At 51.7% G+C, this 22,487-nt stretch carries 20 protein-coding genes; 11 read left to right on the top strand and 9 right to left on the bottom strand.

Annotation, left to right across the window (positions count from 1 at the left end; translation table 11 throughout):
• Positions 1 to 32 precede the first annotated feature (32 nt).
• Positions 33 to 614: a superoxide dismutase gene (locus tag ACFVYJ_RS12440; protein ID WP_419415401.1), complete on the bottom strand. Its 582-nt coding sequence runs from the start codon at positions 612 to 614 to the stop codon at positions 33 to 35.
• A gap of 265 nt (positions 615 to 879) precedes the next feature.
• On the opposite strand from ACFVYJ_RS12440, the gene ACFVYJ_RS12435 reads away from it, so the two are divergent.
• A complete protein-coding gene (locus ACFVYJ_RS12435) occupies positions 880 to 1,164 on the top strand; it encodes a hypothetical protein (protein WP_419415402.1) in 285 nt (94 codons plus the stop codon).
• Here the strand turns inward: ACFVYJ_RS12435 and cysQ are convergent.
• Positions 1,140 to 1,979: a 3'(2'),5'-bisphosphate nucleotidase CysQ gene (gene cysQ / locus ACFVYJ_RS12430; RefSeq protein ID WP_419415403.1), complete on the bottom strand. Its 840-nt coding sequence runs from the start codon at positions 1,977 to 1,979 to the stop codon at positions 1,140 to 1,142. The genes ACFVYJ_RS12435 and cysQ overlap by 25 nt on opposite strands.
• Before the next feature lie 179 nt (positions 1,980 to 2,158).
• On the opposite strand from cysQ, the gene yrfG reads away from it, so the two are divergent.
• The 4 genes from yrfG (at position 2,159) to ACFVYJ_RS12410 (ending at position 5,861) form a co-directional block, all read left to right on the top strand.
• Positions 2,159 to 2,821, top strand: a complete 663-nt coding sequence (gene yrfG / locus ACFVYJ_RS12425; RefSeq protein ID WP_419415404.1) for a GMP/IMP nucleotidase — start codon at positions 2,159 to 2,161, stop codon at positions 2,819 to 2,821.
• Positions 2,822 to 3,214, top strand: a complete 393-nt coding sequence (gene hslR / locus ACFVYJ_RS12420; RefSeq protein ID WP_419415405.1) for a ribosome-associated heat shock protein Hsp15 — start codon at positions 2,822 to 2,824, stop codon at positions 3,212 to 3,214.
• 74 nt (positions 3,215 to 3,288) lie between these two features.
• Entirely contained in the window at positions 3,289 to 4,161 is an 873-nt protein-coding gene (hslO, locus tag ACFVYJ_RS12415; protein ID WP_419415406.1) for an Hsp33 family molecular chaperone HslO, read from the top strand.
• A 152-nt stretch (positions 4,162 to 4,313) separates the two neighbouring features.
• A complete protein-coding gene (locus ACFVYJ_RS12410) occupies positions 4,314 to 5,861 on the top strand; it encodes a phosphoenolpyruvate carboxykinase (protein ID WP_419415407.1) in 1,548 nt (515 codons plus the stop codon).
• Between the two features lie 142 nt (positions 5,862 to 6,003).
• On the opposite strand, the gene ACFVYJ_RS12405 is transcribed toward ACFVYJ_RS12410, so the two are convergent.
• Together ACFVYJ_RS12405 and ppx are read right to left on the bottom strand one after the other, a co-directional pair.
• Positions 6,004 to 8,754, bottom strand: coding sequence for an EAL domain-containing protein (locus ACFVYJ_RS12405; protein ID WP_419415408.1), 2,751 nt, complete (start codon positions 8,752 to 8,754; stop codon positions 6,004 to 6,006).
• Between the two features lie 355 nt (positions 8,755 to 9,109).
• Positions 9,110 to 10,624 (bottom strand): exopolyphosphatase, encoded by a 1,515-nt coding sequence (ppx, locus tag ACFVYJ_RS12400; RefSeq protein WP_419415409.1) that lies wholly within the window; start codon positions 10,622 to 10,624, stop codon positions 9,110 to 9,112.
• A 228-nt stretch (positions 10,625 to 10,852) separates the two neighbouring features.
• Here ppx and trxA point away from each other — a divergent pair, with 228 nt between their 5' ends.
• From trxA to ACFVYJ_RS12380, 4 genes are all read left to right on the top strand, one after another.
• Positions 10,853 to 11,179 carry a thioredoxin TrxA gene (gene trxA, locus ACFVYJ_RS12395; protein ID WP_419415410.1) on the top strand — a complete coding sequence of 109 codons (327 nt, stop codon included), beginning with the start codon at positions 10,853 to 10,855 and terminating at the stop codon, positions 11,177 to 11,179.
• A gap of 215 nt (positions 11,180 to 11,394) precedes the next feature.
• On the top strand, positions 11,395 to 12,654 hold the full coding sequence (rho, locus tag ACFVYJ_RS12390) for a transcription termination factor Rho (protein WP_419415411.1): 1,260 nt from the start codon (positions 11,395 to 11,397) through the stop codon (positions 12,652 to 12,654).
• Between the two features lie 74 nt (positions 12,655 to 12,728).
• Positions 12,729 to 14,207, top strand: a complete 1,479-nt coding sequence (gene ubiD / locus ACFVYJ_RS12385) for a 4-hydroxy-3-polyprenylbenzoate decarboxylase (RefSeq protein WP_419415412.1) — start codon at positions 12,729 to 12,731, stop codon at positions 14,205 to 14,207.
• A gap of 3 nt (positions 14,208 to 14,210) precedes the next feature.
• Positions 14,211 to 15,257, top strand: a complete 1,047-nt coding sequence (locus tag ACFVYJ_RS12380) for a 2Fe-2S iron-sulfur cluster-binding protein (protein ID WP_419415413.1) — start codon at positions 14,211 to 14,213, stop codon at positions 15,255 to 15,257.
• A gap of 25 nt (positions 15,258 to 15,282) precedes the next feature.
• Here ACFVYJ_RS12380 and ACFVYJ_RS12375 read toward each other — a convergent pair whose 3' ends face one another.
• From ACFVYJ_RS12375 to hemC, 4 genes are read right to left on the bottom strand one after another with little or no spacing between them, the layout of a single operon-like run.
• Positions 15,283 to 16,530 carry a heme biosynthesis HemY N-terminal domain-containing protein gene (locus ACFVYJ_RS12375; protein WP_419415414.1) on the bottom strand — a complete coding sequence of 416 codons (1,248 nt, stop codon included), beginning with the start codon at positions 16,528 to 16,530 and terminating at the stop codon, positions 15,283 to 15,285.
• A complete protein-coding gene (locus tag ACFVYJ_RS12370; protein ID WP_419415415.1) occupies positions 16,527 to 17,798 on the bottom strand; it encodes a uroporphyrinogen-III C-methyltransferase in 1,272 nt (423 codons plus the stop codon). The genes ACFVYJ_RS12375 and ACFVYJ_RS12370 overlap by 4 nt, the downstream gene beginning before the upstream one ends.
• On the bottom strand, positions 17,795 to 18,559 hold the full coding sequence (locus tag ACFVYJ_RS12365; protein ID WP_463255360.1) for a uroporphyrinogen-III synthase: 765 nt from the start codon (positions 18,557 to 18,559) through the stop codon (positions 17,795 to 17,797). Before ACFVYJ_RS12365 ends, ACFVYJ_RS12370 begins: the two co-directional genes overlap by 4 nt.
• A gap of 19 nt (positions 18,560 to 18,578) precedes the next feature.
• Entirely contained in the window at positions 18,579 to 19,520 is a 942-nt protein-coding gene (gene hemC, locus ACFVYJ_RS12360) for a hydroxymethylbilane synthase (protein WP_419415417.1), read from the bottom strand.
• 156 nt (positions 19,521 to 19,676) lie between these two features.
• Here hemC and argH point away from each other — a divergent pair, with 156 nt between their 5' ends.
• Both argH and ACFVYJ_RS12350 read left to right on the top strand, forming a co-directional pair.
• Entirely contained in the window at positions 19,677 to 21,071 is a 1,395-nt protein-coding gene (gene argH / locus ACFVYJ_RS12355; RefSeq protein WP_419415418.1) for an argininosuccinate lyase, read from the top strand.
• A 156-nt stretch (positions 21,072 to 21,227) separates the two neighbouring features.
• Complete coding sequence (locus tag ACFVYJ_RS12350) at positions 21,228 to 21,947, top strand: SIMPL domain-containing protein (RefSeq protein ID WP_419415419.1); 720 nt, start codon at positions 21,228 to 21,230, stop codon at positions 21,945 to 21,947.
• Positions 21,948 to 21,952: 5 nt separating this feature from the next.
• Here the strand turns inward: ACFVYJ_RS12350 and ACFVYJ_RS12345 are convergent, their stop codons facing one another.
• The gene (locus ACFVYJ_RS12345; protein ID WP_419415420.1) at positions 21,953 to 22,468 is read right to left on the bottom strand and encodes a glycine cleavage system transcriptional repressor; all 516 of its coding nucleotides are present in this window, start codon (positions 22,466 to 22,468) and stop codon (positions 21,953 to 21,955) included.
• Positions 22,469 to 22,487: the final 19 nt, after the last annotated feature.

The raw sequence follows: 22,487 nt of genomic DNA, 5'->3' as shown, positions 1-22,487 counted from the left end.
GAACCGCGGCTTTTTTGATTGTGCAGTAGGGCTTATGCCAGGTTTTCGTTTACGAAATCCCAGTTAACCAGAGCCCAGAATGCTTTCAGGTAGTCTGGACGCACATTGCGGTAGTCGATGTAGTAAGCGTGCTCCCACAGGTCGCAGGTCAACAGAGCCGTCTGGCCGGCAGTCATCGGCGTGCCAGCGTTGCTGGTGTTGACGATGTCGACAGAACCGTCAGCGTTTTTAACCAACCAAGTCCAGCTGGAACCGAAGTTGTTCACAGCCTTGTCGTTGAACGCTTCCTGGAATGCAGCGAAAGACCCCCACTTGGCATTGATTGCATCAGCAACAGCGCCGGTTGGTTCGCCACCACCGTTTGGTGACAGGCAGTTCCAGTAGAACGTGTGGTTCCAGATCTGGGCAGCGTTATTGAACACTCCGCCAGCAGGCGCGGAAGTGATGATCTCTTCCAGAGATTTGCCTTCGTATTCGGTGCCAGGGACCAGGCCGTTCAGTTTTACCACGTAGGTGTTGTGGTGTTTGCCGTGGTGGTAGTCCAGTGTTTCAGCAGAGATGTGTGGTTCCAGTGCGTCCTTTGCAAAGGGCAGCGGCGGCAGTTCAAAGCTCATATTTTCACCTTAGAATCAGTCGTAGACGGAACGATCGAGTTATCTAATACCGTTATGGGGCCCGGTTGCATGACATTCAAGGTCAATTACCAGACTTCTTATGGGTCAGCAAATAATAGCACCCTGTCAGAGGCTTTTCATGCCACAAAAAGTGTGTCTATTGCGCCGCAAAATCAAGTTGCGACTAAAGTTCGCTGCAGTCTGCGGTTAAATCCACCTAGAATGCCGGGTCTGTCTGTGAATCCGCTTTGAGGAAAAACAACCTATGTATAAAGCACTTATCTGGATTGCCACCGTTGCGCTGGGGGTGCTGGTTATCAAAACTCAGTTTCTTACCTCCACCACATTTACCCCGTTTAAACAGAGTTGCATGCAGATAGAGGGCGCCACTGAAAGTCGTTGTGATTGCTTATCCCGCTATGTTCACAAGCATTTTAGTGACAACGAGGTGAAACTGATTATGGCCAATCAGGTGCAGGACCCGATTTTCCAGGAGAAGGTGAACGAGGTCATCTCGAATGGTTTTCAGTCCTGCGCTGCCGAAGAGTGATGTGTTTGCTGTAGCAGCTCCAGTGGAAACAACGGATCAGCGACGGCAAAAAAAGAGGGGTTTTGCAGGGTATTTCGCTGGTTGTAGCTAAGGGGTTGTAGCGTGTCTGCATTGACCAGGCTTCCGCCGGCTGCTTCCAACAGGGCTTGTCCGGCCGCGGTATCCCATTCGCTGGTGGGGAATAAGCGTGGATAGATATCCGCTTTGCCTTCTGCCAGCAAGCAGAATTTCAGGGCGCTGCCTGCATGCAATGAGTCAATATGCCGGAATTGCTGTTGCACCGGCTTAAGTAGCGCAGCGTTGGCGGTCTGGCCGTGACGACGGCTTTCCGCGACGATCAATTTGTCGCTTAACAGACGGCTGCGAATATGCGCCGTTTCCCGCCCCGGCTCATGTTTGAAAGCACCGAGCTGCCGACTGCCCCAGAATGCTGTGTCGCTCATCGGGATATAGATGACTCCCAGTACTGGCGCGTTGTTTTCGATCAGGGCGATATTGATAGTGAACTCGCCATTGCGCTGGATAAATTCTTTGGTGCCATCTAATGGATCAATACACCAGAATAAGGGCCACTGCTGCCGCTCGCTCGCGGGTATGTCTGCGGCTTCTTCACTTAATTGAGGAATCTCTGGTGTCAGGCGCAGCAGACCTTGATGAATAATCTGGTGGGCCTGCAGATCGGCAGCGGTGACGGGAGAGTGGTCGGATTTAGTCTGGACAGCAAAGTCCGGCTGGCGATAGACCGCCAGAATAGCCTTGGCCGCCTGTTGGCAAATCTCCAGCAGTGGCTCAATCAGCGTGGCATGATCAATCATGGGACACCTCGTAGTGCACGAATCTCAGTCCTGAAATGGTGTCATAAAACAGTGTAACGCTTATGTGAGTAAGCATAGTTGTTGTCCGGGACTCATGCTGAAACCGAGAGTGTTTTTCACTTTTAATAGCGCAGGGCAGAGGTATACTGCAATTATGCAAATATATCGAATTGATCGCCATGGTTGACTGGCAAGAGATAAATACAGTGCTGCTGGACATGGATGGCACACTGCTTGATCTGCATTTTGACAGTCATTTCTGGTTGGAGCACTTACCCCTCCGTTACGCTGAGATCCATCAGCTTGATCCTGCTGAAGCCCGGGACTGGCTGCATCAGCGTATTGTTCAGGAGCAGGGTAATCTGCACTGGTACTGTATTGATTACTGGACCCGCGAACTGAATGTGCCGATCAATGCGCTGAAACTTGAAGTGGCTGATCGCATCGCTTTTCGACCCCATGTGCAGGATTTTCTGGCCCAGTTGCGCCGACAGCAGATCCGTACGGTGATTGTCACAAACGCGCACCAAGACAGCCTGATGCTGAAAATTCGCAAAACCGGACTTGATCAGTTGGTCGACGCAGTAGTGTGTTCCCATGATCTGGGCTTGCCCAAGGAAGATTTTCGATTTTGGCAGCACCTGCAGCAGCAGGAGTCGTTTATGCCTGAGCATACGCTGTTGGTGGATGACAGTTTGCCCGTTTTAGAGAGTGCCCGGCAGTACGGTATTCGTTATTTGTTATCGATCTATCAGCCAGACAGCGCACAGCCAAAGCGGCAGATTGATCAGTTTGCTGCGATCCATCACTTTGATGAAATTACACCGGATAAGACAACCTGAATGAGCGAACACGAAGAGAAGATTCGTCTCGATAAATGGCTCTGGGCGGCGCGGTTTTATAAAACGCGTGCCATCGCCAAACAGATGATTGAGGGCGGCAAGGTCCACTATAACGGTCAGCGCACCAAATGCAGCCGACATGTAGAGCTGGGAGCCGAGATTCAGGTGCGCCAGGGATTTGAAGAAAAAACGGTGGTTGTGAAAGCGCTGTCCGATCAGCGTCGCGGTGCACCCGAAGCGCAAAAGCTTTATCAGGAAACCGATAAAAGCCAACAGCGGCGGGAGCAGCATGCGCTGGAGCGAAAAGTTTCGGGTAGCAATTTGAATCCGCGGCATCGCCCTAATAAAAAAGAACGACGTCAGATAGTGTCGTTCAAAGATAAGGCAGGTTAAACCGATATGACTGCCGGCTATGTTCTGGCTTATGGTAAAATCTTGCGCAATTTTATTGGTAATTGAAACCCGATATGAGCAACCCAGATCAGATTCAGCGAATCCTGTTTGATAACCTTGATGTACGTGGCGTGGTTACAGGCTTGCAACAAACGTGTACTGATAACTTCAGGAATCATGATTACCCGCAGCGAATCCAGCAGGTTTTGGGTGAGATGCTGGCTGCTGTCAGCCTGCTTAGTTCCAATCTTAAATTCGAAGGTCGATTGATTCTGCAGGCGCAGGGTGCTGGCAATGTGCGGTTATTGCTGGCGGAATGCACCCATCAAAATAATCTACGGGCGATCGCTCGGTTTGATCAGGCACCTGCTGATGACAGCAGTTTTACTGATTTGCTGACGGACGGTCAGTTAATTCTGACGTTGGAGCCAGAGCAGGGTAGCCGTTATCAGGGTGTGGTGCCGTTGGAAGGTGAAACCCTGGCGCAGTGCCTCGAGGCGTATTTTGTCGCATCTGAGCAGTTACCTACTCAGGTGCATCTTGCCTGCGATGGTGCGCGTGCCGCTGGCTTTATGCTTCAGGTTTTGCCCGCGGCGGGTACAGCAGAACAGGACTGGCAACATATCAGCCAGTTGGGCGCTACGCTGAAATCCCAGGAGTTACTCGAGCTGGATAATCAGAATTTGCTGTATCGTTTGTTTCACCAGGAAGATTGCCGTCTGTATGAGCCGGAGTCACTGTGTTTCAGATGTACTTGCTCTCGGGAGCGGAGTGCGGCATCTTTGAAAATGCTCGATTTGGATGAACTGCATCAAGTACTGGCAGAACAGGGTGAAATTGCCGTCGACTGTCAGTTTTGTAATGCACACTACAGCTTTGATGCAGCTGATTTGCAGGCGCTGTTTTCACCTGATGGTGTCAGCGACTCATCGGGCCAGTTACATTGAATCTTATGGCCTGCCGTATGCCGGGGCAGAGCCAAGATTATTGGATGGTACTTTGCGCTTTTTTTGTGCATAATACGCCTCCTTATTTTCCGGCACCTACACCATAAGTTAATAGGTAACGTTATTGGCGCCTAAGCCAAGGGAACCCAGTAATGACCAAAGATTGCGAAACTTTTGCCCAAATTAACCTGACGCCAGCACAGCTGGTTGAAAAAGCGATTCAGAACGGCGAGGGAACACTGGCCGATACTGGCGCGCTGGTTGTGACCACCGGTAAGCGTACTGGCCGGTCGCCAATGGATCGTTTTATTGTTGAAGAGCCAAGCACAGCAGATGCGATCGATTGGGGCAATATCAACCGTCCGTTTGATGCAGAAAAATTTGATGCATTATGGGCGCGGGTAGAAGAATTTCTGGCAGACAAAGAACACTTTGTTTCTAACGTACACGTAGGTTCCGATCATAATCATTACCTGCCGGTAAAAATGACCACTCAGACTGCATGGCAGAACCTGTTTGGCCAGAACCTGTTTATTCGTCCTCACGAGTACAACCCGAAAAGCAAGGAAGAGTGGCAGATTCTGAACGTTGCTGGTTTCGAATGTGACCCAGAGCGTGACGGTACTAATAGCGATGGCGCAGTAATCATTAACTTTGTGAAACGCAAGGTGCTGATTGCAGGCATGCGCTACGCCGGTGAGATGAAAAAAGCGATGTTCTCTGTGCAGAACTTCCTGTTGCCGGAAAAAGACGTACTGCCAATGCACTGTTCTTCCAATATTGGTGAAGACGGTGCCACGACTCTGTTCTTTGGCTTGTCCGGTACGGGTAAAACTACCTTGTCTGCTGATCCTGAGCGTTATCTTATCGGTGATGACGAGCATGGTTGGGGTAAAGGTGTTGTGTTCAACATTGAAGGTGGCTGCTACGCCAAAACCATCAATCTGAGCAAGAAGAACGAGCCCATTATCTGGGATGCAATCCGCTTTGGTGCCATCGTTGAAAACGTGGTTTTGGATGACAAGCGTCGCGCGGATTACAACGATGTTTCCCTGACTGAAAACGGTCGTTGCGCTTATCCGCTGGAGCATGTTGATAAGCGCTCTGCGACCAATATGGGTGAAGAGCCAAATTCTATCGTGTTCCTGACCTGTGATCTGACCGGTGTTCTGCCTCCGGTATCGATCCTGACTAAGGAAGCGGCGGCTTATCACTTCCTGTCTGGTTACACTGCTCTGGTGGGTTCCACCGAAATGGGTTCTGGTGGTGGTATCAAATCCACTTTCTCTACTTGTTTTGGCGCACCATTCTTCCCGCGTCCGGCACATGTTTACGCTGACCTGCTGATGAAGCGGATTGAAGAATTTGGTTCCAAAGTGTATCTGGTCAATACCGGCTGGACCGGTGGTTCATACGGCGTGGGCGAGCGTTTCAGTATTCCGACTACCCGTGGCATTATCAGCGCCATTCAGAATGGTGCCTTGAAAGATGTGGCGGCTATTAAGCTGGAAGGCCTGAATATTGCAATTCCGGCAGAAGTGCCTGGTGTGGATAACAGTCTGCTGAATCCGCGTGATACCTGGGCCGATAAAGCGGCTTATGATGATGCTGCGCAGAACCTGATCAGTCAGTTCGTTAACAACTTCAAGAAATTTGAAGGTGTGTCCGAAGAGATTGTGGCTGCAGGTCCACAGCTGTAATCAGGCAAAATTAGTTAAAAAGCCTCGCGATAGCGGGGCTTTTTTTTGTCTGTTAGTTGTGTTTTTTTGCCGCTAGATGCTACACGCAAATCAAATAATTGTGTCTGCAATGCGTTGTCTTTGAGCGCCTATCAGAGGTTGTTTATGGCGCTTCGGCGGTTGTCGGTATTGTTTTTATCGATGGCGTGACTAAGGGCGGATTACTCTGCTTAAGTCGCGCTAAAATTTCGCTGAAAGGTTGCGGCTTGTCGATACCATAACCCTGGGCAAAATTGACCCCGATATGCTGCAGCATGCTCATGATTTCGTCATTTTCTACATATTCGGCAATGGTCTGCATGCCCATGGTTTGCCCAATTTCATTAATGGATTTGATCATCGCATGGTATACAGGGTCTTCAGCTATATCTTTAACAAACATACCGTCTATTTTCAGGTAGTCCACTGGCAGGTTTTTCAGATAGCCGAATGAAGATAAGCCGCTGCCAAAATCATCCAGTGCAAACTGACAGCCAAACTGCTTCAGGGTTTTAATGAACTGCACCGCCATGCTTAATTTAGAAATGGCAGCTGTTTCGGTTATTTCAAAGCAGATCATCTTGCCATCAATATTGTGCTCTTTCAGTGCTGCAACAATAAAGTCCAGGAAGTTCGGCGCGGCGATGGACTGGCCTGAGATGTTGATAGATAAGAATTTGATGCGGGTGGCGCAGCTGGGGTTCGCGGCAATGGTTCGGAAAGCGTTGGAAATGACCCAATGGTCAATGTTCTCTGCCAGGTCATAGCGTTCTGCTGCGGGTAGGAACAAGCCAGGGGCAACCAAATTACCTGATTCGTCAATCATCCGTACCAGCAGTTCGTAATGTATATCGGTAGAATTTTTAAGCGGCTTGATGGTTTGAGCAAAGAGGCAAAATCTGTTTTCTTCCAGGGCTTTATGTATGCGGGGTACCCAGCGTATTTCGCCTTCACGAGCGGTAACTGTGACATCATCCTCTTCATAAAGGTGGATACGATTTCGCCCCAGGTCTTTAGCGGCATAACATGCAGCATCTGCTTGACGTAATAGTTCGGTGAAGTTGGGTGTTGTTTCGTTGATAGCGACCAGCCCGATACTCACGCCAATTTTAAAGGTGTGACCTTCCCAGCTGAATTGATAGTTCTGGATTGCGTCGTGCAGCAGAGTAGTGATGCGTTGGGCTTGCTCTAAGTTGCAGTATTCCATAAGAATGGCGAATTCGTCTCCGCCTAAGCGAGCTAGCGTATCTCGTTGCCGCACTTGTTCGCGCAAGATCATGGCTACCTGGCGCAGTAGTTCATCACCGGCGATATGACCTCCTGTGTCATTGACGATTTTGAACTGGTCCAGGTCCATAAAACATAAGGCGTGAACACTCTTTTCTGTTCGGACTTTTGTTATCAGTCTGTTTGCTCGATGCTCAAATTCACTGCGGTTGAGGATGCCGGTGAGCGCATCATGGCGAGCCTGATGGTTCAGTTTGTTAGAGAGTAAATGCTCTTTGGTGATGTCTTCTTGGGTCGAGATATAGTGGGTAATCTCGCCTTGGTTATTTTCAATACTGGAAATAGACACCCGGCTCCAGTATGTATCTCCGTCTCTCTTGCGGTTTAGAACTGTACCTTGCCATACATCACCGGCAGTGATTGTTTGCCACAATTCTTGATAGGTGTCGCTGGGTGTTTGTGCTGAGCGCAAGATATTGACATTTTTACCTATAGCTTCGTCACTATGGTAGCCAGTAATTTCGGTGAACTTGGGGTTCACGTATTCAATGGTGCCGTTACAGTCAGTAATAATGACGGTGGTTGATGTCGACTCAACCGCGCGGGAGAGTTTTTTCAACGATTCGTCCGCCATCTTGCGTTCGGTAATGTCACGTGTCACCGCAAGGTGGGCAATGATGTCACCTGATTTGTCTCTGAGCGGCGTGGCGTGTGTTTCCACCCATTTACGGCCACCTTGTAGGCCGATAATTTCGTACTCCATGATGATGGATTGCCCATCAAACACCTTTTTATTCAGTTCGATAAACTGATCTCTGTGTTCAGGGGCTATCAGGTCATAAACCAATGCGCCGTCGACTTCGTCAAACGTGGGGGCTTCGATCAGCCCCAGGCCAGCCGGGTTCATGCTGAGTAATGTGCCATCACGAGCAACCGTCTTTACGCACTCTGGCTCGGATTCCAGAATGGTATTCAATTTGGTGTTTGCCGACTTGAGTTCTTCTTTAGCAAGTTTGCTCTCACTAATATCCCGGATAAATGCGCAAGCACTGTCCTGACTGCCGTAGGATAAAAAACTTAATGAAATTTCAACCGGAACGAATATGTTTGCTTTAGTTTTGAGGTCAGCGCTGATCGTTGCGCTACCGACGGAATGCCACTCCTGCCAGTGATCAGAAAATTCTGCTGTTGGTAGGTTGTCCTGAATGTCTGCAATATCTAAATCGAGCAACTCCTCGCGGGTATAGCCGAGTAATTCACAGGCCCTGACGTTAGCATCCAGAAATTGCCCCGTTGCATTCATCCAGATGATGGCTTCGTTGCTGTGGTCTAAAGACTGTTTTTTATACAGCAGGGCTTTGTTAGATGTTTGCAGTTGTTGTACCTGGCGGCTGATTATAAATACCCCAGACACCAGCAGCAGGCTGACGGTCGACAAAATTAGTCCAGATATTAAGCCCGGTTGGACAGGTAAATGGATATCGATGTTTGGCACGAGGATGATGCCTTGCAATGCTGTCAGCAATAGCAGGCCAAGAACAATAAATAGTCGTGCTTTCTGGCTTATGCTGGCCTGACTGAATCGGAAGGCTAAGCCGGTTGCTATCAATAATAGCGAAATTGAGATAACAGAAAGTATCGTGGCCATATTGTGAACTCTACATCCGGACAGTATTTCGTTGCTGACAGGCATCAGTTAAACGGTTGGCGTTTGGGCTGTCATTTTTGTTTTACCCAGGGCCTGCGAGCACGACTAACCATTCGCTATCAACGCACAGATGCCACTCAAACCTCGTTAGCGCCGTGAGATAAAAGTCGCAGTTGAGGTGCTAAGCATCATGGTAGGCACTATAGCAAAGCCGTAACTGTTAAGCGCTCAGGTAAAGCATGATGCCCTATCCAAGCCGTAGTCTACTGAGCTGGGTCAAACCTATTGAAATTCTTTAGTACAGCAGGATTACGCCTGCAAGTCAGGCGCACTAGGGCTTATCTGGCTGCAAGCGCTAGAAAAATTTCAATTTGATATGGGCAGCGCTGAGGTATTCCGCTTCCTGCTCTAGTTCGGCATGGGTTAATGGGTGATGTTCCAGCCAGCCCTCCGGAAACTTCAGCCCCAGTTTTTTGCCGTCGGCCTGAAACTCAATGCCCGGTAACCTGTCTTTGGTACGGCTGCGGTTCAGCACAACGGCTAGTCGCAACAGCACGCACAAGCGAGTAAAAGGCTCCTGTAGCCGGTCGGGTAGGGTTTTGAATTCCTCTTTGGGAAACTTGCGGCGGTGGCCTCGAACCAGAGTCGCCAGCTGTAACTGACTCTGGTTGGTAAAGCCGGGCAGGTCTGAGTTGTTGAGCAGGTACGCGCTGTGTTTGTGGTGTTGGCTATGGGCGATGGTTAGGCCGATTTCATGGGTGCGGGCGGCCCAGCTGAGTATGTCGTAATGTTCAGCGCTTAATCCCCAGTCATTTTTGACCTGCCCCCAGGCAATTAAGGCGGTTTGTTCCACTCGCTCGGCTTGCTCACTGTCAACATGATAACGCTGCATCAGCGCGTTGATGGTACGGTCGCGGACATCTTCATGCTGCAGGCGACCTACCATGTCGTAAAGCACGCCTTCACGTAGTGCTCCGTCGGAAAACTCCATGCTGGTGATCTCCAGCGTATCGAAAATGGCACAGAGAATAGCGCAGCCGGCCGGTAGCAGGTGGAGTCGCTCGGCCTTCAGGCCAGGCATTTCCAATTTTTCATAGTGGTTGGCTTTGAGGATCTGGTCGCGCAGCGTATGCAGTGCTTCTACTGTCAGTGAGTCTTCACACCAGCCGAAATTCTTGCATACGTTGCGAATCGCTTTGATGGTGCCGGACGCGCCAACACTGCTGCTCCAACCATGCTGTTGATAGGCGGCGCGAATTGCTAGCAGCTCCCGGCAGGCGGTCGTGTAAGCCCGACGAAAGCCCTCAGGGCTGATTGCGCCTTCCTGGAAAAAATACTGGCTGTAGCTGACGCAACCAATATGCAGGCTTTCGGTGAGCTTTGGCTCAAACCGCTCGCCGATAATGAACTCTGTACTGCCGCCGCCAATGTCGACCACCAAGCGTGGTCCATGGTCATCCGACAGGCTGTGGGCTACACCCAGGTAGATCAGGCGTGCTTCTTCCCGGCCTGAAATGATTTCCAGCGATGCGCCTATGACTTTTTCGGCGGCTTCAATAAAAGCCTGACTGTTTTTGGCTTCCCGCAGGGCGTTGGTGCCTACGGCGCGGATGTTATCGCTTGGTAATTCACTAATTCGCTGGGCAAACCGGCCTAGACAGTCCAATCCGCGCTGCCAGGCATCATCAAGCAGCTTTTTGTTGCTATCAATGCCAGCGGCAAGCTGGACCTTTTCGGAGAGGATATCCAGAGGGCGGATCTCGCCCTGGGTCAGTTGTGCCACCACCATGTGGAAGCTATTGGAACCCAGATCGATTGCAGCCAGAAGCTGGGAGTCTTCATTCTGGCTGACTGGGGTGTTATCTGTCATTAAACGTAATACCTCAGGCTGCAGCTCTAGCGGGCTCTGCGGGGCAGTGGGGCGTGTTGGTATAAGACTACCAGATGCCTGCCGCAGGTGCAGGCTGTTTTATGCCTTATACCGGTTCCAGAGTGGCAGGCCGCTGGGGATTATCTGTTTTGGGTGTTACAAATTTATGGCCTTGGGTGTTATTATCGCTGTCTGTATCAATTCTGGGTGCAATGGAGAACAGTCCCCATGAGCGAAAACATTGTTAATGTCACTGACGATTCCTTTGAAGATGAAGTGATTAAAGCAGAAGGTCCGGTGCTGGTTGATTATTGGGCAGAATGGTGTGGTCCCTGCAAGATGATCGCTCCGGTGTTGGAAGAAGTCGCAAAAGAATATGCGGGTCAGTTGAAGATCTGCAAACTGAACATCGATGAAAACAGCGAAACGCCGCCAAAATTCGGTATTCGTGGTATCCCAACCCTGATGTTATTCAAGGGCGGCAACGTCGAAGCAACCAAAGTAGGTGCGCTGTCTAAGTCTCAGCTGTCTGCATTTGTTGAAGCAAACCTGTAATCAGGTGTGTGTGAATGGGTAATGACTAAAAAACATTACCCATTCCTTCTTTCCGGCTATAGACAGCCATAGAGCAACCTTTTATAGTGGGGTCAGTTTAGTTGGCCGCCATCTCTCCCTGTTACACGGCAGCGCCCGCTATCCGTCTGATATCTCCTATTTCCAGCCAAATTTCTATTTAATATAAATCAGCCTAGTGCTTATTCCCTCCTATTATGAATCTGACAGAATTAAAAACAAAAAGTGTTCCCGAACTGCTTGAGATTGCGAAAGGCATGGGCATGGACAATCTGGCCCGTTCCCGCAAGCAGGATGTAATATTTGCGATCCTCAAACGCCACGCAAAAGGTGGTGAGGATATATATGGCGATGGTGTCCTTGAAATTCTGCAGGATGGATTTGGTTTCCTGCGCTCCGCTGATTCCTCATACCTGGCTGGCCCCGATGATATCTATGTGTCGCCTAGCCAGATTCGCCGTTTTAACCTGCGTACCGGTGATACGATTGCCGGCAAAATCCGACCTCCCAAGGATGGCGAACGTTATTTCGCCTTGCTGAAAGTTAATGAGATTAACTACGATCAGCCGGAAAATGCGAAAAACAAAATACTGTTTGAGAACCTGACGCCACTGTTTGCCCAGGATCGCCTGCGGATGGAGTTGGGTAACGGCAGTACTGAAGACCTGACGGCTCGGGTTATTGATCTGGTTTGCCCAATGGGTAAAGGCCAGCGCGCATTGCTGGTATCGCCGCCGAAGGCGGGTAAAACCCTGATGCTGCAGAATATTGCTAACAGTATCTCCCGTAACAACCCGGAAACCCACCTGATTGTGCTGCTGATTGATGAGCGCCCGGAAGAGGTGACTGACATGCAGCGTACCGTACGCGGCGAAGTCGTGGCATCGACCTTCGATGAACCGCCATCCCGCCATGTACAGGTTGCTGAGATGGTGCTGGAAAAAGCCAAGCGCCTGACAGAACACAAAAAAGATGTGGTTATCCTGCTGGACTCTATTACCCGTCTGGCGCGTGCCTACAACACAGTTATTCCATCCTCCGGCAAGGTACTGACGGGTGGTGTGGATGCCCATGCCTTGGAACGTCCAAAGCGTTTCTTCGGCGCCGCGCGTAATATTGAAGAGGGCGGCAGCCTGACCATTATTGCCACTGCGCTGGTGGATACCGGATCTAAAATGGACGAGGTTATCTTTGAAGAGTTCAAAGGTACCGGTAACTCTGAGGTGCATCTGGATCGCAAGATTGCAGAAAAACGGGTATTCCCGGCCATCAATATCCGCCGCTCTGGCACCCGCCGTGAAGACTTGCTTACCACTGAAGATGAACTGCAGCGGATGTGGATTCTGCGCAAGCTGCTGGACTCAATGGAAGATACCTCAGCCACTGAGTTTGTGATTGATAAGCTGAAAGACTTCAAGACCAATGATGAATTCTTCCTCTCCATGAAACGCAAGTAAACTGGAGAGCAACATTGAAGGGTAAGCCTGTGGCTTACCCTTTTTTATGAACGGATAACCAACGCCAAGTCTTTATGTCCACACCAAAATACAGAGATCTGCGCGACTTTATACAGATGCTTGAAGCTCGGGGTGAGCTGAAGCGTATCCGACAAGAGGTTGATCCTTATCTGGAAATGACCGAAATCTGTGACCGTACCCTGCGTGCCGGTGGCCCCGCATTGCTGTTCGAAAACCCCAAAGGTTTTACCACCCCGGTATTGGCTAATCTGTTTGGTACGCCAGGAAGGGTTGCTTTAGGCATGGGTGAGGAGCGGGTTGAAGCACTGCGTGATGTGGGTGTCTTACTGTCGCAACTGAAAGAGCCGGAGCCGCCAAAAGGCATGAAAGATGCTTGGGATAAGTGGCCCATCTTTAAGCAGGTGCTGAACATGGGGCCGAAGGTGGTTAAGTCTGCCCCTTGCCAGGCGCATGTGATAGAGGGTGATGATGTCGACCTGTATCAGTTGCCGATCCAGACGTGCTGGCCGGGTGATGCGGGCCCGTTGGTGACCTGGCCGCTGGTGATAACCCGGGGACCAAATAAAGAACGGCAGAATCTGGGTATTTATCGCCAGCAGCTGATTGCGCGAAATAAGTTGATTATGCGTTGGCTGGCACATCGCGGCGGTGCGCTGGATCTGCGTGAATGGCAGCAGCAACACCCGGGCGAACGCTTCCCGGTTGCCGTGGCTTTGGGTGCCGATCCGGCAACTATATTAGGCGCGGTCACTCCGGTACCGGATACCCTGTCTGAATATGGTTTTGCCGGTCTTTTGCGGGGTGGTAAAACAGAAGTGGTACGCTGTATCGGCAATGATTTGCAGGTGCCAGCCAGTGCCGAGTTTATTTTAGAAGGTTATATTGAGCCGGGTGAAATGGCCGATGAAGGGCCGTTTGGCGACCATACCGGTTATTACAATGAAGTGGACCAGTTTCCGGTATTCACCGTAGAACGGATTACCCACCGCGAGGACCCGATCTATCACAGCACCTACACTGGGCGTCCGCCGGATGAGCCTGCGGTGCTGGGGGTGGCGCTGAATGAAGTGTTTGTACCGATTCTGCAAAAGCAGTTTCCTGAGATCGTCGACTTCTATCTGCCGCCGGAAGGTTGTTCTTACCGTATGGCAGTCGTTACCATGAAAAAGCAGTATCCGGGACATGCTAAGCGGGTGATGCTGGGTGTCTGGTCGTTTTTGCGTCAGTTTATGTATACCAAGTTTGTCATTGTCTGTGATGATGACATTAATGCCCGCGACTGGCAGGATGTTATCTGGGCAATCACCACGCGAATGGACCCTCAGCGGGACACCGTGCTGATCGACAATACCCCGATAGATTATCTGGATTTTGCTTCTCCAGTATCGGGGCTGGGGTCCAAGATGGGCATGGACGCTACCAACAAATGGCCGGGTGAAACCAACCGGGAGTGGGGCGAGCCGATCGAAATGGATGCTGAGGTAAAGCAACGGGTTGATGCGCTCTGGGATGAGCTGGGCATACTGGACTGACCGGTGGCCTGGCGCATAACCCTTGCAGATCAGAATGTCTGCCTGCAAAGCCTTCCCGAAGAGACCTTGTATGACACCCTGCAACGCTATGGGTATCGGCTGCGAGTGAGTTGTCGCAATGGGGTGTGTCAAATTTGTGAAGTTCAGCTGCTGGCCGGAGAGGTTGAGCAGCGGTATCCAAAAAGACATCTCTGCCTGACAGAGATGGATAATCAGGGCGGAAAGCCCATTCTGGCCTGCACTAGCCGGCCACTTTCTGACGTTAGGGTGCAAATAGAGGGAGTTCAACCTCCCGGAGTGTTAGTTGTGAAAAAATTGCGGTGTGATATTACCACCATTGAAAAGTTAAACAGCGATGTCTATCGAGTGCGGTTGCATCTGCCAGCGACCGGATCCCTGGCAGCAGAGTTCTATGCAGGGCAATATCTGGACATAGTATTGCCTGATGGCCGTCAGGCTTCATTCTCTATTGGTTCTGCACCTGATCAGGGGCGTGATCTGGAGTTGCATATCCGGCACATGCCGGGCAGTGAAATGTCCAATGCAATTTTGGCCCATCTGCAACAGAATCCTTCGGTTGAAATCGAGCTACCTAAAGGCACCTGTTATTTGCAGGCGCAGTCGATTAATGCCCAAACCCGGCTGATTTTTGCGGCTGCAAGCACCGGCTTTGCCCAAGTGAAAAGTGTGGTTGAGCACCTGTTGGCAAACCAGTATGGCAATCCGATTTATATCTATTGGGGCGCGCGCGTTGAAGAAGATATGTATCTAGAGCGGCTGCCGCAGCAGTGGGCCAGTGAACACACCAATGTGCATTTTGTACCGGTAATCAGTGAGCCGGAGAACAGTCCCGGCTGGCAGGGGCGTTGTGGTCTGTTGAGTGATGCGCTTCTGGAGGATTTTGCTGACTTTGAAGGCATTGAAGTGTTTGCCAGCGGATCGCCAGCGATGGTTTATGCGCTACTGGATGCCTGTGAAACGCGTGGTTTCAGTGCGCAGAAGATGCACTCGGACGTATTTGCTTACGCGCCACGCCCAAGTAAAGGTTAACGGCAGGTTAGTGTCGGTTAGGGCACTAGGCCTGCGTTGTTGCTTGTTTCGGCATGGGCAGTAGCGGGAGATCCGTGGCAATCAGTTGCATGTGCTGATCTAGCAGGCTTTGGGCCTGCTGCTGCTGTCCTAGATGGCGTAGCAGCCGCACCAGTTCTGCCAGTGCTTCGCGACTGGGCTCCAGCTGCAGGCTTTGGTCAAAAAAATCGACCGCTTCATCCCACTTCTCATTACGCAGACATAGCCGCCCCAGGGTCAGTAACAGAGCCGGGCTGTCGGCATGTTTGCGTTGCCAGCTTTGTGCTTGCTGCAGTTGCTTGCTGGGCTTGTCACCCAGTACCCGACCATAGAGTGCCACCAGCTTTTCATCCCAATGCCGCTTGATCAGGTCGCGCAGATTTTGTTCTGCCCGCCCTTCGGCACCCATCTCAATCAGTAGCTCGGTGTAACGTTGTACCAGTTCGATATCCCGGGCCCGCTCCAAGGGTATGCTGTGCCAGATCCGTCCCAGCTGCTTTAACTGAATATCATGATCTGTGTTGCTTCCGGTGGCTGTGCTCTCCAGTAACTTGGTGTAACACCGGTGTTCAAGCGCGCGGACCTGTTCTTCAGGTAGTGCCTGATTTTTGCGTAGTACTGGGAGCAGGTCAGCCAGCGCTGGCCAGTCATTCAGCCGCAGATAGACATCCTTCAGCAGTTTCATTACATAGGTATTCTTGGGCGCCAGGCTACGTAAGCGCAGTAGGGTCGCCAGGCTTGGCTCCAGCTGGCCGCGTGATAATTGGATCTCTGCCTGTGAAATGGCGACTGTCACTTCAGCTTCAGGTGTGCTGCTGCGTGCTTTTTGCAGCAACTCATCGGTAGCGACCTCATTATTCTGCTCATGGGACGCTTTGGCGGCCGCTAGATAGTTGATCATTGGTAGGTCAGAGCGTTCAGCTGCCTGTACCAGCTGTTTTTGCGCCTGAGCCCAATTGCCCTGCGCCAGCGCGGTCAGCCCTTTCAGGGTTTTGCGGCGACTGATCCGTTGGTTGCGATGTTCGCGCCAGGCGGTGAATCGCCAGCTGCGCTGACGGCCACGATTGATCAGGTTGATGCTGGCATGTAGCGTCATAAACACCACGACTACTACCAACAGCAACACCCAGATACTGGTTTCAATGGTGGTGTTTTTGTAAGCCAGCAGCACATAGCCGCTGTCTTCCACCATCTTTTGCCCCAGCCACGCACCGACAGCGAGCAGTACCAGCAACAGCAGGAACAGTTTTTTCATTGTGCCTGTGCCTCCTGTTTAAGTGCGGTCATCTGCTTGAGATAGGTTTTCAGGCTTTTCAGCGAACCGGAAATATCAGGCATGACCGGCGCGACATTGATCTGCTTCAATTCATCAAGACTGCGCAGCAGGCTTTGGGTGGTGCTGCTGTCAGGGTCAAAGTAGCTTTCAATCCATTGTGAGGATTTATCCAGGCTGGCACGGTAGGACACCGCTTTACGCAACAGCAGTGCTTGTTGAGCCTGTTCCAGCATAAGGTGCAGGTTTTGTTGCAGGTAATAATTTTGCTGCGGTGAAAGCAGGGGTTCTACCGGCTCATCCCGGTGTTGAATCACAATCAGGGTGTTGAACTGGGTAATCAGTTTGTTCCAGACCGCTTTAAGATCACTATGCCAGGATTCCGCAACCGTTTCTGGGGTAACTTTTTGCAACAGTTCAGGCAGTTCGTGGGGCTGGGATACCGGCAGTAAAGGCAGCTTTTCTACCTGTCCGTTCAGAGCGCCTAGTTGCAGGAAAACCCCTTCGGTATCGAGCCGAGGAACCGCCTCCAATGCGGCAATATCTTCTGCCAATGCCTTGCGTACTTCATAGATGCCGACATCATCAGTCTCTTTAAGGATTTCGTCAGCTGATTTAAGCAGGGTCAGCGCACCGGTAGCCGTTTGCTCCATCAGTACGCGCTGATTTGCCAGGCGCAACAGGTATTCCACTTCGGCCAGAAGCCAGTCACCGCGGTCGGTTTGCTGCTGGGCCGTGATTTGCTGAATACTTTGGGTCAGGCGTTGTTGCAGTTCATCGACATTGCGTTTGTCTGCGGCAGATTGCTGTTGTATTTGCTGTAGCTGCTGCTGTAACTGGTTGACCCGTTGGTCAGTTGCAGCGCGGGCTTCTGTGATGGCAGTGTCGAGGGCCAGCCGCAGAGAGGCCTGGGTGTCGGCTTGGTGCTGGGTTTGTCCCATGTTCAGCCAGAACAGGTAACCGCCAAGTCCTAGCGCAAGCAGCGCCAACAGTAGTGCCAGTTTGCCGGGCCAACTGGCGGCTGGTTTGTTGCTGGATGCTGTTTGCTGAGCAGTATTGCCGGGAGGTGGAGGCGTTTGATCTGCATCTGCAGACTTTTCTGCTTCCAGACTTGCAGCAGCCTGCTCCAGGTCGTCCGGGGTGGCTTGCAGTGTTTCCGTCACGTCCGTTTCTGTTGGGCTGGGGTCATGGGAGGATTCGGTTGTATCCGTGATAGGTTGGGCTTCGGGTGGCTGCTTCTTTTCGCTCATCTTCCGACTTCCGACAATGTCTGCTGCACGGCCCTGATCATGGTTTGATCGTCGGCACCGGCAGTGCTAATAACCGTTGTGAACCCTGCTTGGCAGGCTTCCTGTGCTGTCCTCTTGCTGGGTACCAGTAGGGGGATCTGTAAGATCGCCTTACGGTGCCCGTCATCAACCAGTTCTAGCAGATTTTTTAATGCGTCAGAACTGGTCAGTAAAATCGTATCCGGTAGTTGCTGATAGAGAGACTGCGCTAATTGTTCCTGACTGTAGTCAGGACAGCAGCGCTCATAGAGTTCAGCATAACTGACCAGCGCGCCACGTGCACTCAGTTCCTGTGCCAGTTTTTCCCGGCCGCCCCGGCCACGGCAGATCAGAATCTTATCCCCTTCGATCTGTTGCAACGCCTCCGATGCCAGTAGTGCCTCTGAATCGTAGCCTATTGGGCTATGAAACGCTTGGATACCATAGTCGGCCAAGCGGCTGGCGGTCTGTTTGCCAATGGCCAGCCACTGTATTCGGATGGGAAGCTGCGGCCAGTACTGATCGATCAGCTCTCCGGCCAGTGTGGCAGCATTGCTGCTAACAAAAATGACATGTTGATATAGGTCCAGATCAACAATCTGTTGCTTTGCCAGCAGGTAGTCTTTTGCGCAGTCCTGCAGGGGCCTGATGTTGATTAATGGCAAGGATACTGCGTCTGCCCCGAGGCTTCTCAATTGCTTCAGCAGTCCCCCGGACTGGGCAGCGGGCCGGGTGACTAGCACCCGGCAGTTGGCAAGCGGTTTAGGCGTCGTCACTGTTGTATACAGCGTCCAGAATCTTTTTGGCACCGGCGGCCAGAAGTCGCTCAGCCAAGGTGATGCCGAGTTGCTCTGCCTGGTCTGGATGGCCAGTAATTTCGTCACGTAGCACGAGAGTGCCATCAGGCCGGGCAACCAGGCCACGCAGATACAGCTCACTGTTATCTTCGTTCAGGGTGGCGTAACAGGCGATTGGTACCTGGCAACCGCCTTCCAGACGGCGGTTCATGGCCCGCTCGGCGGTGACACGATAAGCGGTATCCTGATGGTGCAGTGGCTGCAACAGCGCCATGAGTTCGCTGTCATCTGTGCGGCATTCGATACCAACAGCACCCTGACCACCTGCCGGCAGACTCTCTTCAGGTGTGATTTCGCAGCGGATACGGTCATGCATTTTCAAACGCATCAGGCCTGCGGTTGCCAGAATAATGGCGTCGTATTCGCCATCATCCAGTTTGCGTAGCCGGGTATTCACGTTCCCACGCAGCCATTTTACTTCTAGATCCGGGCGCCGTTCGCTTAGCTGGGATTCGCGGCGCAGTGATGAGGTGCCCACTACGCTGCCTGGTGGTAGCTCATCAATATTATTAAAACGGTTGGATACAAAAGCATCGGTCGGCTGTTCACGTTCGCAAATGACAGCCAGGCCAAGGCCTGGCGGGAATTCCATGGGAACATCCTTCATGGAGTGCACGGCAATATCCGCTTCGCCCGCCAGCATGGCTTCTTCGAGTTCTTTAACAAACAAGCCCTTGCCTCCGACTTTGGCCAGAGGGGCATCCAGTAACTTGTCTCCGCGTGAGGTCATGCCCAGCAATTCCACCGTCAATTCTGGGTGGTGCTTTTCTAATTCAGCTTTGACAAATTCGGCTTGCCAGAGGGCGAGAGGGCTTTGGCGGGTGGCGATGCGAAGGGTTCTGTTCATCTCTGCGGGGTCCTGTGACTCGTTTTTAACGCCCTGACTGCGGGTTGTGGCAATTGTATCAGAGCTTCCTTGGCGGCGCAGGAAGGCGGCATGATATAATCCGCGCCAGATTTTGATTCAGAGCGGCTTTTTTGCCGTCAAGTAGAGGTTATCCCGATGAGTGACAAGACCAACCAGCAATGGGGTGGACGTTTCAGTGAACCGACTGATGCCTTCGTGGCGCGCTTTACTGCTTCGGTAGAATTCGATCAGCGTATGTATTTGCAGGACATTCGCGGTTCCATTGCTCATGCCAAAATGCTGGCTAAGGTCGGGGTGCTGACAGAGCAGGAGCGGGATGACATTATCCGCGGTTTGGGCGAAATCCGTATCGAAATTGAGCGGGGTGAGTTTGAATGGTCAGTGGTATTGGAAGATGTGCATATGAACATCGAGGCAGCACTGACCAAAAAGATCGGCATCACCGGCAAAAAACTGCATACCGGTCGCTCCCGTAATGATCAGGTAGCTACTGATATTCGTCTATATCTGCGTGACGAAGTGGATCTGATCCTGGCCGAGATCAGCCGCTTGCAACAAGGTTTGTTAGCGCTGGCTGAAACGGAAGCCGATACCATTATGCCGGGTTTTACGCATCTGCAAACGGCACAGCCCGTGACATTCGGCCACCACCTGATGGCATGGTTTGAAATGCTAAGCCGTGACTATGGCCGGTTTGAAGATTGTCGTGAGCGCGCCAATATTATGCCTTTGGGTGCGGCTGCTCTGGCAGGTACCACTTATCCGATTGAGCGTGATTACACCTGTGAGCTGCTTAACTTCTCAGCACCGGCAGAAAATTCGCTGGATGCGGTGTCTGATCGTGACTTTGCCATCGAGTTCTGCGCGGCTTCAAGTATTCTTCTCATGCATATGACCCGAATGTCTGAAGAGCTGGTGTTGTGGACCTCTGCGCAGTTTAACTTTATCAATTTACCGGACCGTTTTTGTACCGGATCTTCGATTATGCCGCAGAAGAAAAATCCGGATGTGCCTGAGCTGGTGCGTGGTAAAAGTGGTCGGGTGTATGGCCATTTGATCAGCCTGTTGACTCTGATGAAGTCTCAACCGCTGGCGTATAACAAGGATAATCAGGAAGACAAGGAACCGTTGTTTGATGCCATTGATACTGTGAAAGGCTGCCTGCGTGCCTTCGCTGATATGGTGCCGGCATTGGAAGCCAAGCCTGATCAGATGCGTGAAGCGGCACTGCGTGGCTTCTCCACAGCAACTGATCTGGCAGATTACCTGGTGCGGGCCGGTGTCGCGTTTCGTGATGCCCATGAAATTGTCGGTAAATCCGTGGCTTACGGCATCCAGACAGGCAAGGATCTGGGTGAAATGAGTCTGGATGAGCTACGCCAGTTTTCCGATGTGATTGGTGACGACGTATTTGCAGTGCTGACGTTGGAAGGTTCGGTGGCCGCCCGCAATCATATTGGTGGCACCGCACCGGCCCAGGTGCGTGCAGCCGTGGCTCGAGGCCGGGAAAAACTCGCGCAACGGGGTTAAATTTATCTATATCTGAAAGCCGTTGCCGTTCTGCGGCAGCGGCTTTTTTTATGGTATCTGGTCGAGATATTCCAGATTCTTACCTCTTTTCAGATCATGTTCAGCTGCCTCCCGGCACTCTGGGGCTACGTGAAATGCAGCTAGCAAGGAATCATCATGACCGGTCAGAAATCTATTTCAGCAGTGGTGCTTAGCTTGGGCTTGGTTTTAGGCCTGGCGCTACTGGGCTATCAGTTGGGCGATGCTGCAATACGTTTTAAAGAGTTGGAACGCAGTGTGACGGTCAAGGGACTGGCTGAGCGGGAGTTGCCGGCCGATCTGGTGATCTGGCCGATCCAGTTTGCTGTAGCTGATAATGACCTGACCCAGCTGTATGCCCGTCTTGAGGCGAACAATGCTTTGGTAAAGCAATTTTTGCAGCAGCAGGGGCTTCCGGTCGAGGCGATCAGTAGCGCGGCTCCGGCAATTACGGATAAATCTGCGCAGCAGTATGGCTCGCAGCAACGAGCCGAATTTCGTTATACCGCAAGGCAGACTGTAACGGTCTATTCTGCTGATGTAGGCCGGGTCAGGCAGGTGATGAGCCGCCTGTCTCAACTGGGCAAGCAAGGGATCGTTTTCACCGGCGAGAGTTATCAGGGTCGGCCGGAGTATTTATATACCGGGTTAAATGAACTCAAACCGCAGATGGTGGAAGAGGCGACGCGCAATGCTCGGCAGGTGGCCAGCAAGTTTGCTGCAGACTCGGGTAGCCAGCTGGGCAAAATTCGGCGCGCTTCACAGGGCCAATTCAGTATTACCGACCGTGACCATAACAACCCGCACATTAAAAAAGTCCGGGTTGTCTCTACGGTAGAATATTATCTGTCGGATTGAATCGATCAGTTCAGCGTAATATCTACCATCAGGTCACTGGCGATCGCTTCCAGTGCTTCCTGCAAGTCATCCAGATCCGTGTTGGTGGGCAGGTGCAGCTCGGCGCGGGCCTTAAACAGCAGTTCAGCTGACATGGAGCCAGAGACCAGTTCGGTATTCAGACGTTCGACATTGATATTACGGCTGGCCAGCGCCTGAGATATATCGCGGACTATACCGGGTTTGTCATGACCTACCAGTTCCAGAATGGCGGTTTCTGTGGCGGCGCTGTCTGGATGGTCAGAGGCTCGCTCTGCCAGCACCTTGAGGCCCTGCGTTTCCAGTTGCTGCAGGGCGTTAATAAGCGCATCGGCACTGGCCTCAGGCACTTGTGCTACCAAAATGCCGGCGAACTTGCCTGCCAGGCGGGACATGCCCGACTCCAGCCAATTGCCATTGTGTGCAGAAATGGTTTTAGCCAGCATCTCTACCAGGCCAGGCTTGTCGGGACCGATGACTGTTAATACTAAAGATGTCATCATCGTGGCGTACTCCGTCTTT

Origin of the sequence: Pontibacter sp. JAM-7 (assembly GCF_048548695.2) — a bacterium.
GTDB lineage: Bacteria > Pseudomonadota > Gammaproteobacteria > Pseudomonadales > Balneatricaceae > Neptuniibacter.
Note: the sequence above shows the minus strand (reverse complement) of the source record. Positions and strands in the feature narration are given on the sequence as shown.

Bases quoted from the DNA above. Each gene is read 5' to 3' on its own strand.
- ACFVYJ_RS12440 (WP_419415401.1), bottom strand. From the start codon at position 614: ATGAGCTTTGAACTGCCGCCGCTGCCCTTTGCAAAGGACGCACTGGAA.
- ACFVYJ_RS12435 (WP_419415402.1), top strand. From the start codon at position 880: ATGTATAAAGCACTTATCTGGATTGCCACCGTTGCGCTGGGGGTGCTG.
- cysQ (WP_419415403.1), bottom strand. From the start codon at position 1,979: ATGATTGATCATGCCACGCTGATTGAGCCACTGCTGGAGATTTGCCAA.
- yrfG (WP_419415404.1), top strand. From the start codon at position 2,159: ATGGTTGACTGGCAAGAGATAAATACAGTGCTGCTGGACATGGATGGC.
- hslR (WP_419415405.1), top strand. From the start codon at position 2,822: ATGAGCGAACACGAAGAGAAGATTCGTCTCGATAAATGGCTCTGGGCG.
- hslO (WP_419415406.1), top strand. From the start codon at position 3,289: ATGAGCAACCCAGATCAGATTCAGCGAATCCTGTTTGATAACCTTGAT.
- ACFVYJ_RS12410 (WP_419415407.1), top strand. From the start codon at position 4,314: ATGACCAAAGATTGCGAAACTTTTGCCCAAATTAACCTGACGCCAGCA.
- ACFVYJ_RS12405 (WP_419415408.1), bottom strand. From the start codon at position 8,754: ATGGCCACGATACTTTCTGTTATCTCAATTTCGCTATTATTGATAGCA.
- ppx (WP_419415409.1), bottom strand. From the start codon at position 10,624: ATGACAGATAACACCCCAGTCAGCCAGAATGAAGACTCCCAGCTTCTG.
- trxA (WP_419415410.1), top strand. From the start codon at position 10,853: ATGAGCGAAAACATTGTTAATGTCACTGACGATTCCTTTGAAGATGAA.
- rho (WP_419415411.1), top strand. From the start codon at position 11,395: ATGAATCTGACAGAATTAAAAACAAAAAGTGTTCCCGAACTGCTTGAG.
- ubiD (WP_419415412.1), top strand. From the start codon at position 12,729: ATGTCCACACCAAAATACAGAGATCTGCGCGACTTTATACAGATGCTT.
- ACFVYJ_RS12375 (WP_419415414.1), bottom strand. From the start codon at position 16,530: ATGAAAAAACTGTTCCTGCTGTTGCTGGTACTGCTCGCTGTCGGTGCG.
- ACFVYJ_RS12370 (WP_419415415.1), bottom strand. From the start codon at position 17,798: ATGAGCGAAAAGAAGCAGCCACCCGAAGCCCAACCTATCACGGATACA.
- hemC (WP_419415417.1), bottom strand. From the start codon at position 19,520: ATGAACAGAACCCTTCGCATCGCCACCCGCCAAAGCCCTCTCGCCCTC.
- argH (WP_419415418.1), top strand. From the start codon at position 19,677: ATGAGTGACAAGACCAACCAGCAATGGGGTGGACGTTTCAGTGAACCG.
- ACFVYJ_RS12350 (WP_419415419.1), top strand. From the start codon at position 21,228: ATGACCGGTCAGAAATCTATTTCAGCAGTGGTGCTTAGCTTGGGCTTG.
- ACFVYJ_RS12345 (WP_419415420.1), bottom strand. From the start codon at position 22,468: ATGATGACATCTTTAGTATTAACAGTCATCGGTCCCGACAAGCCTGGC.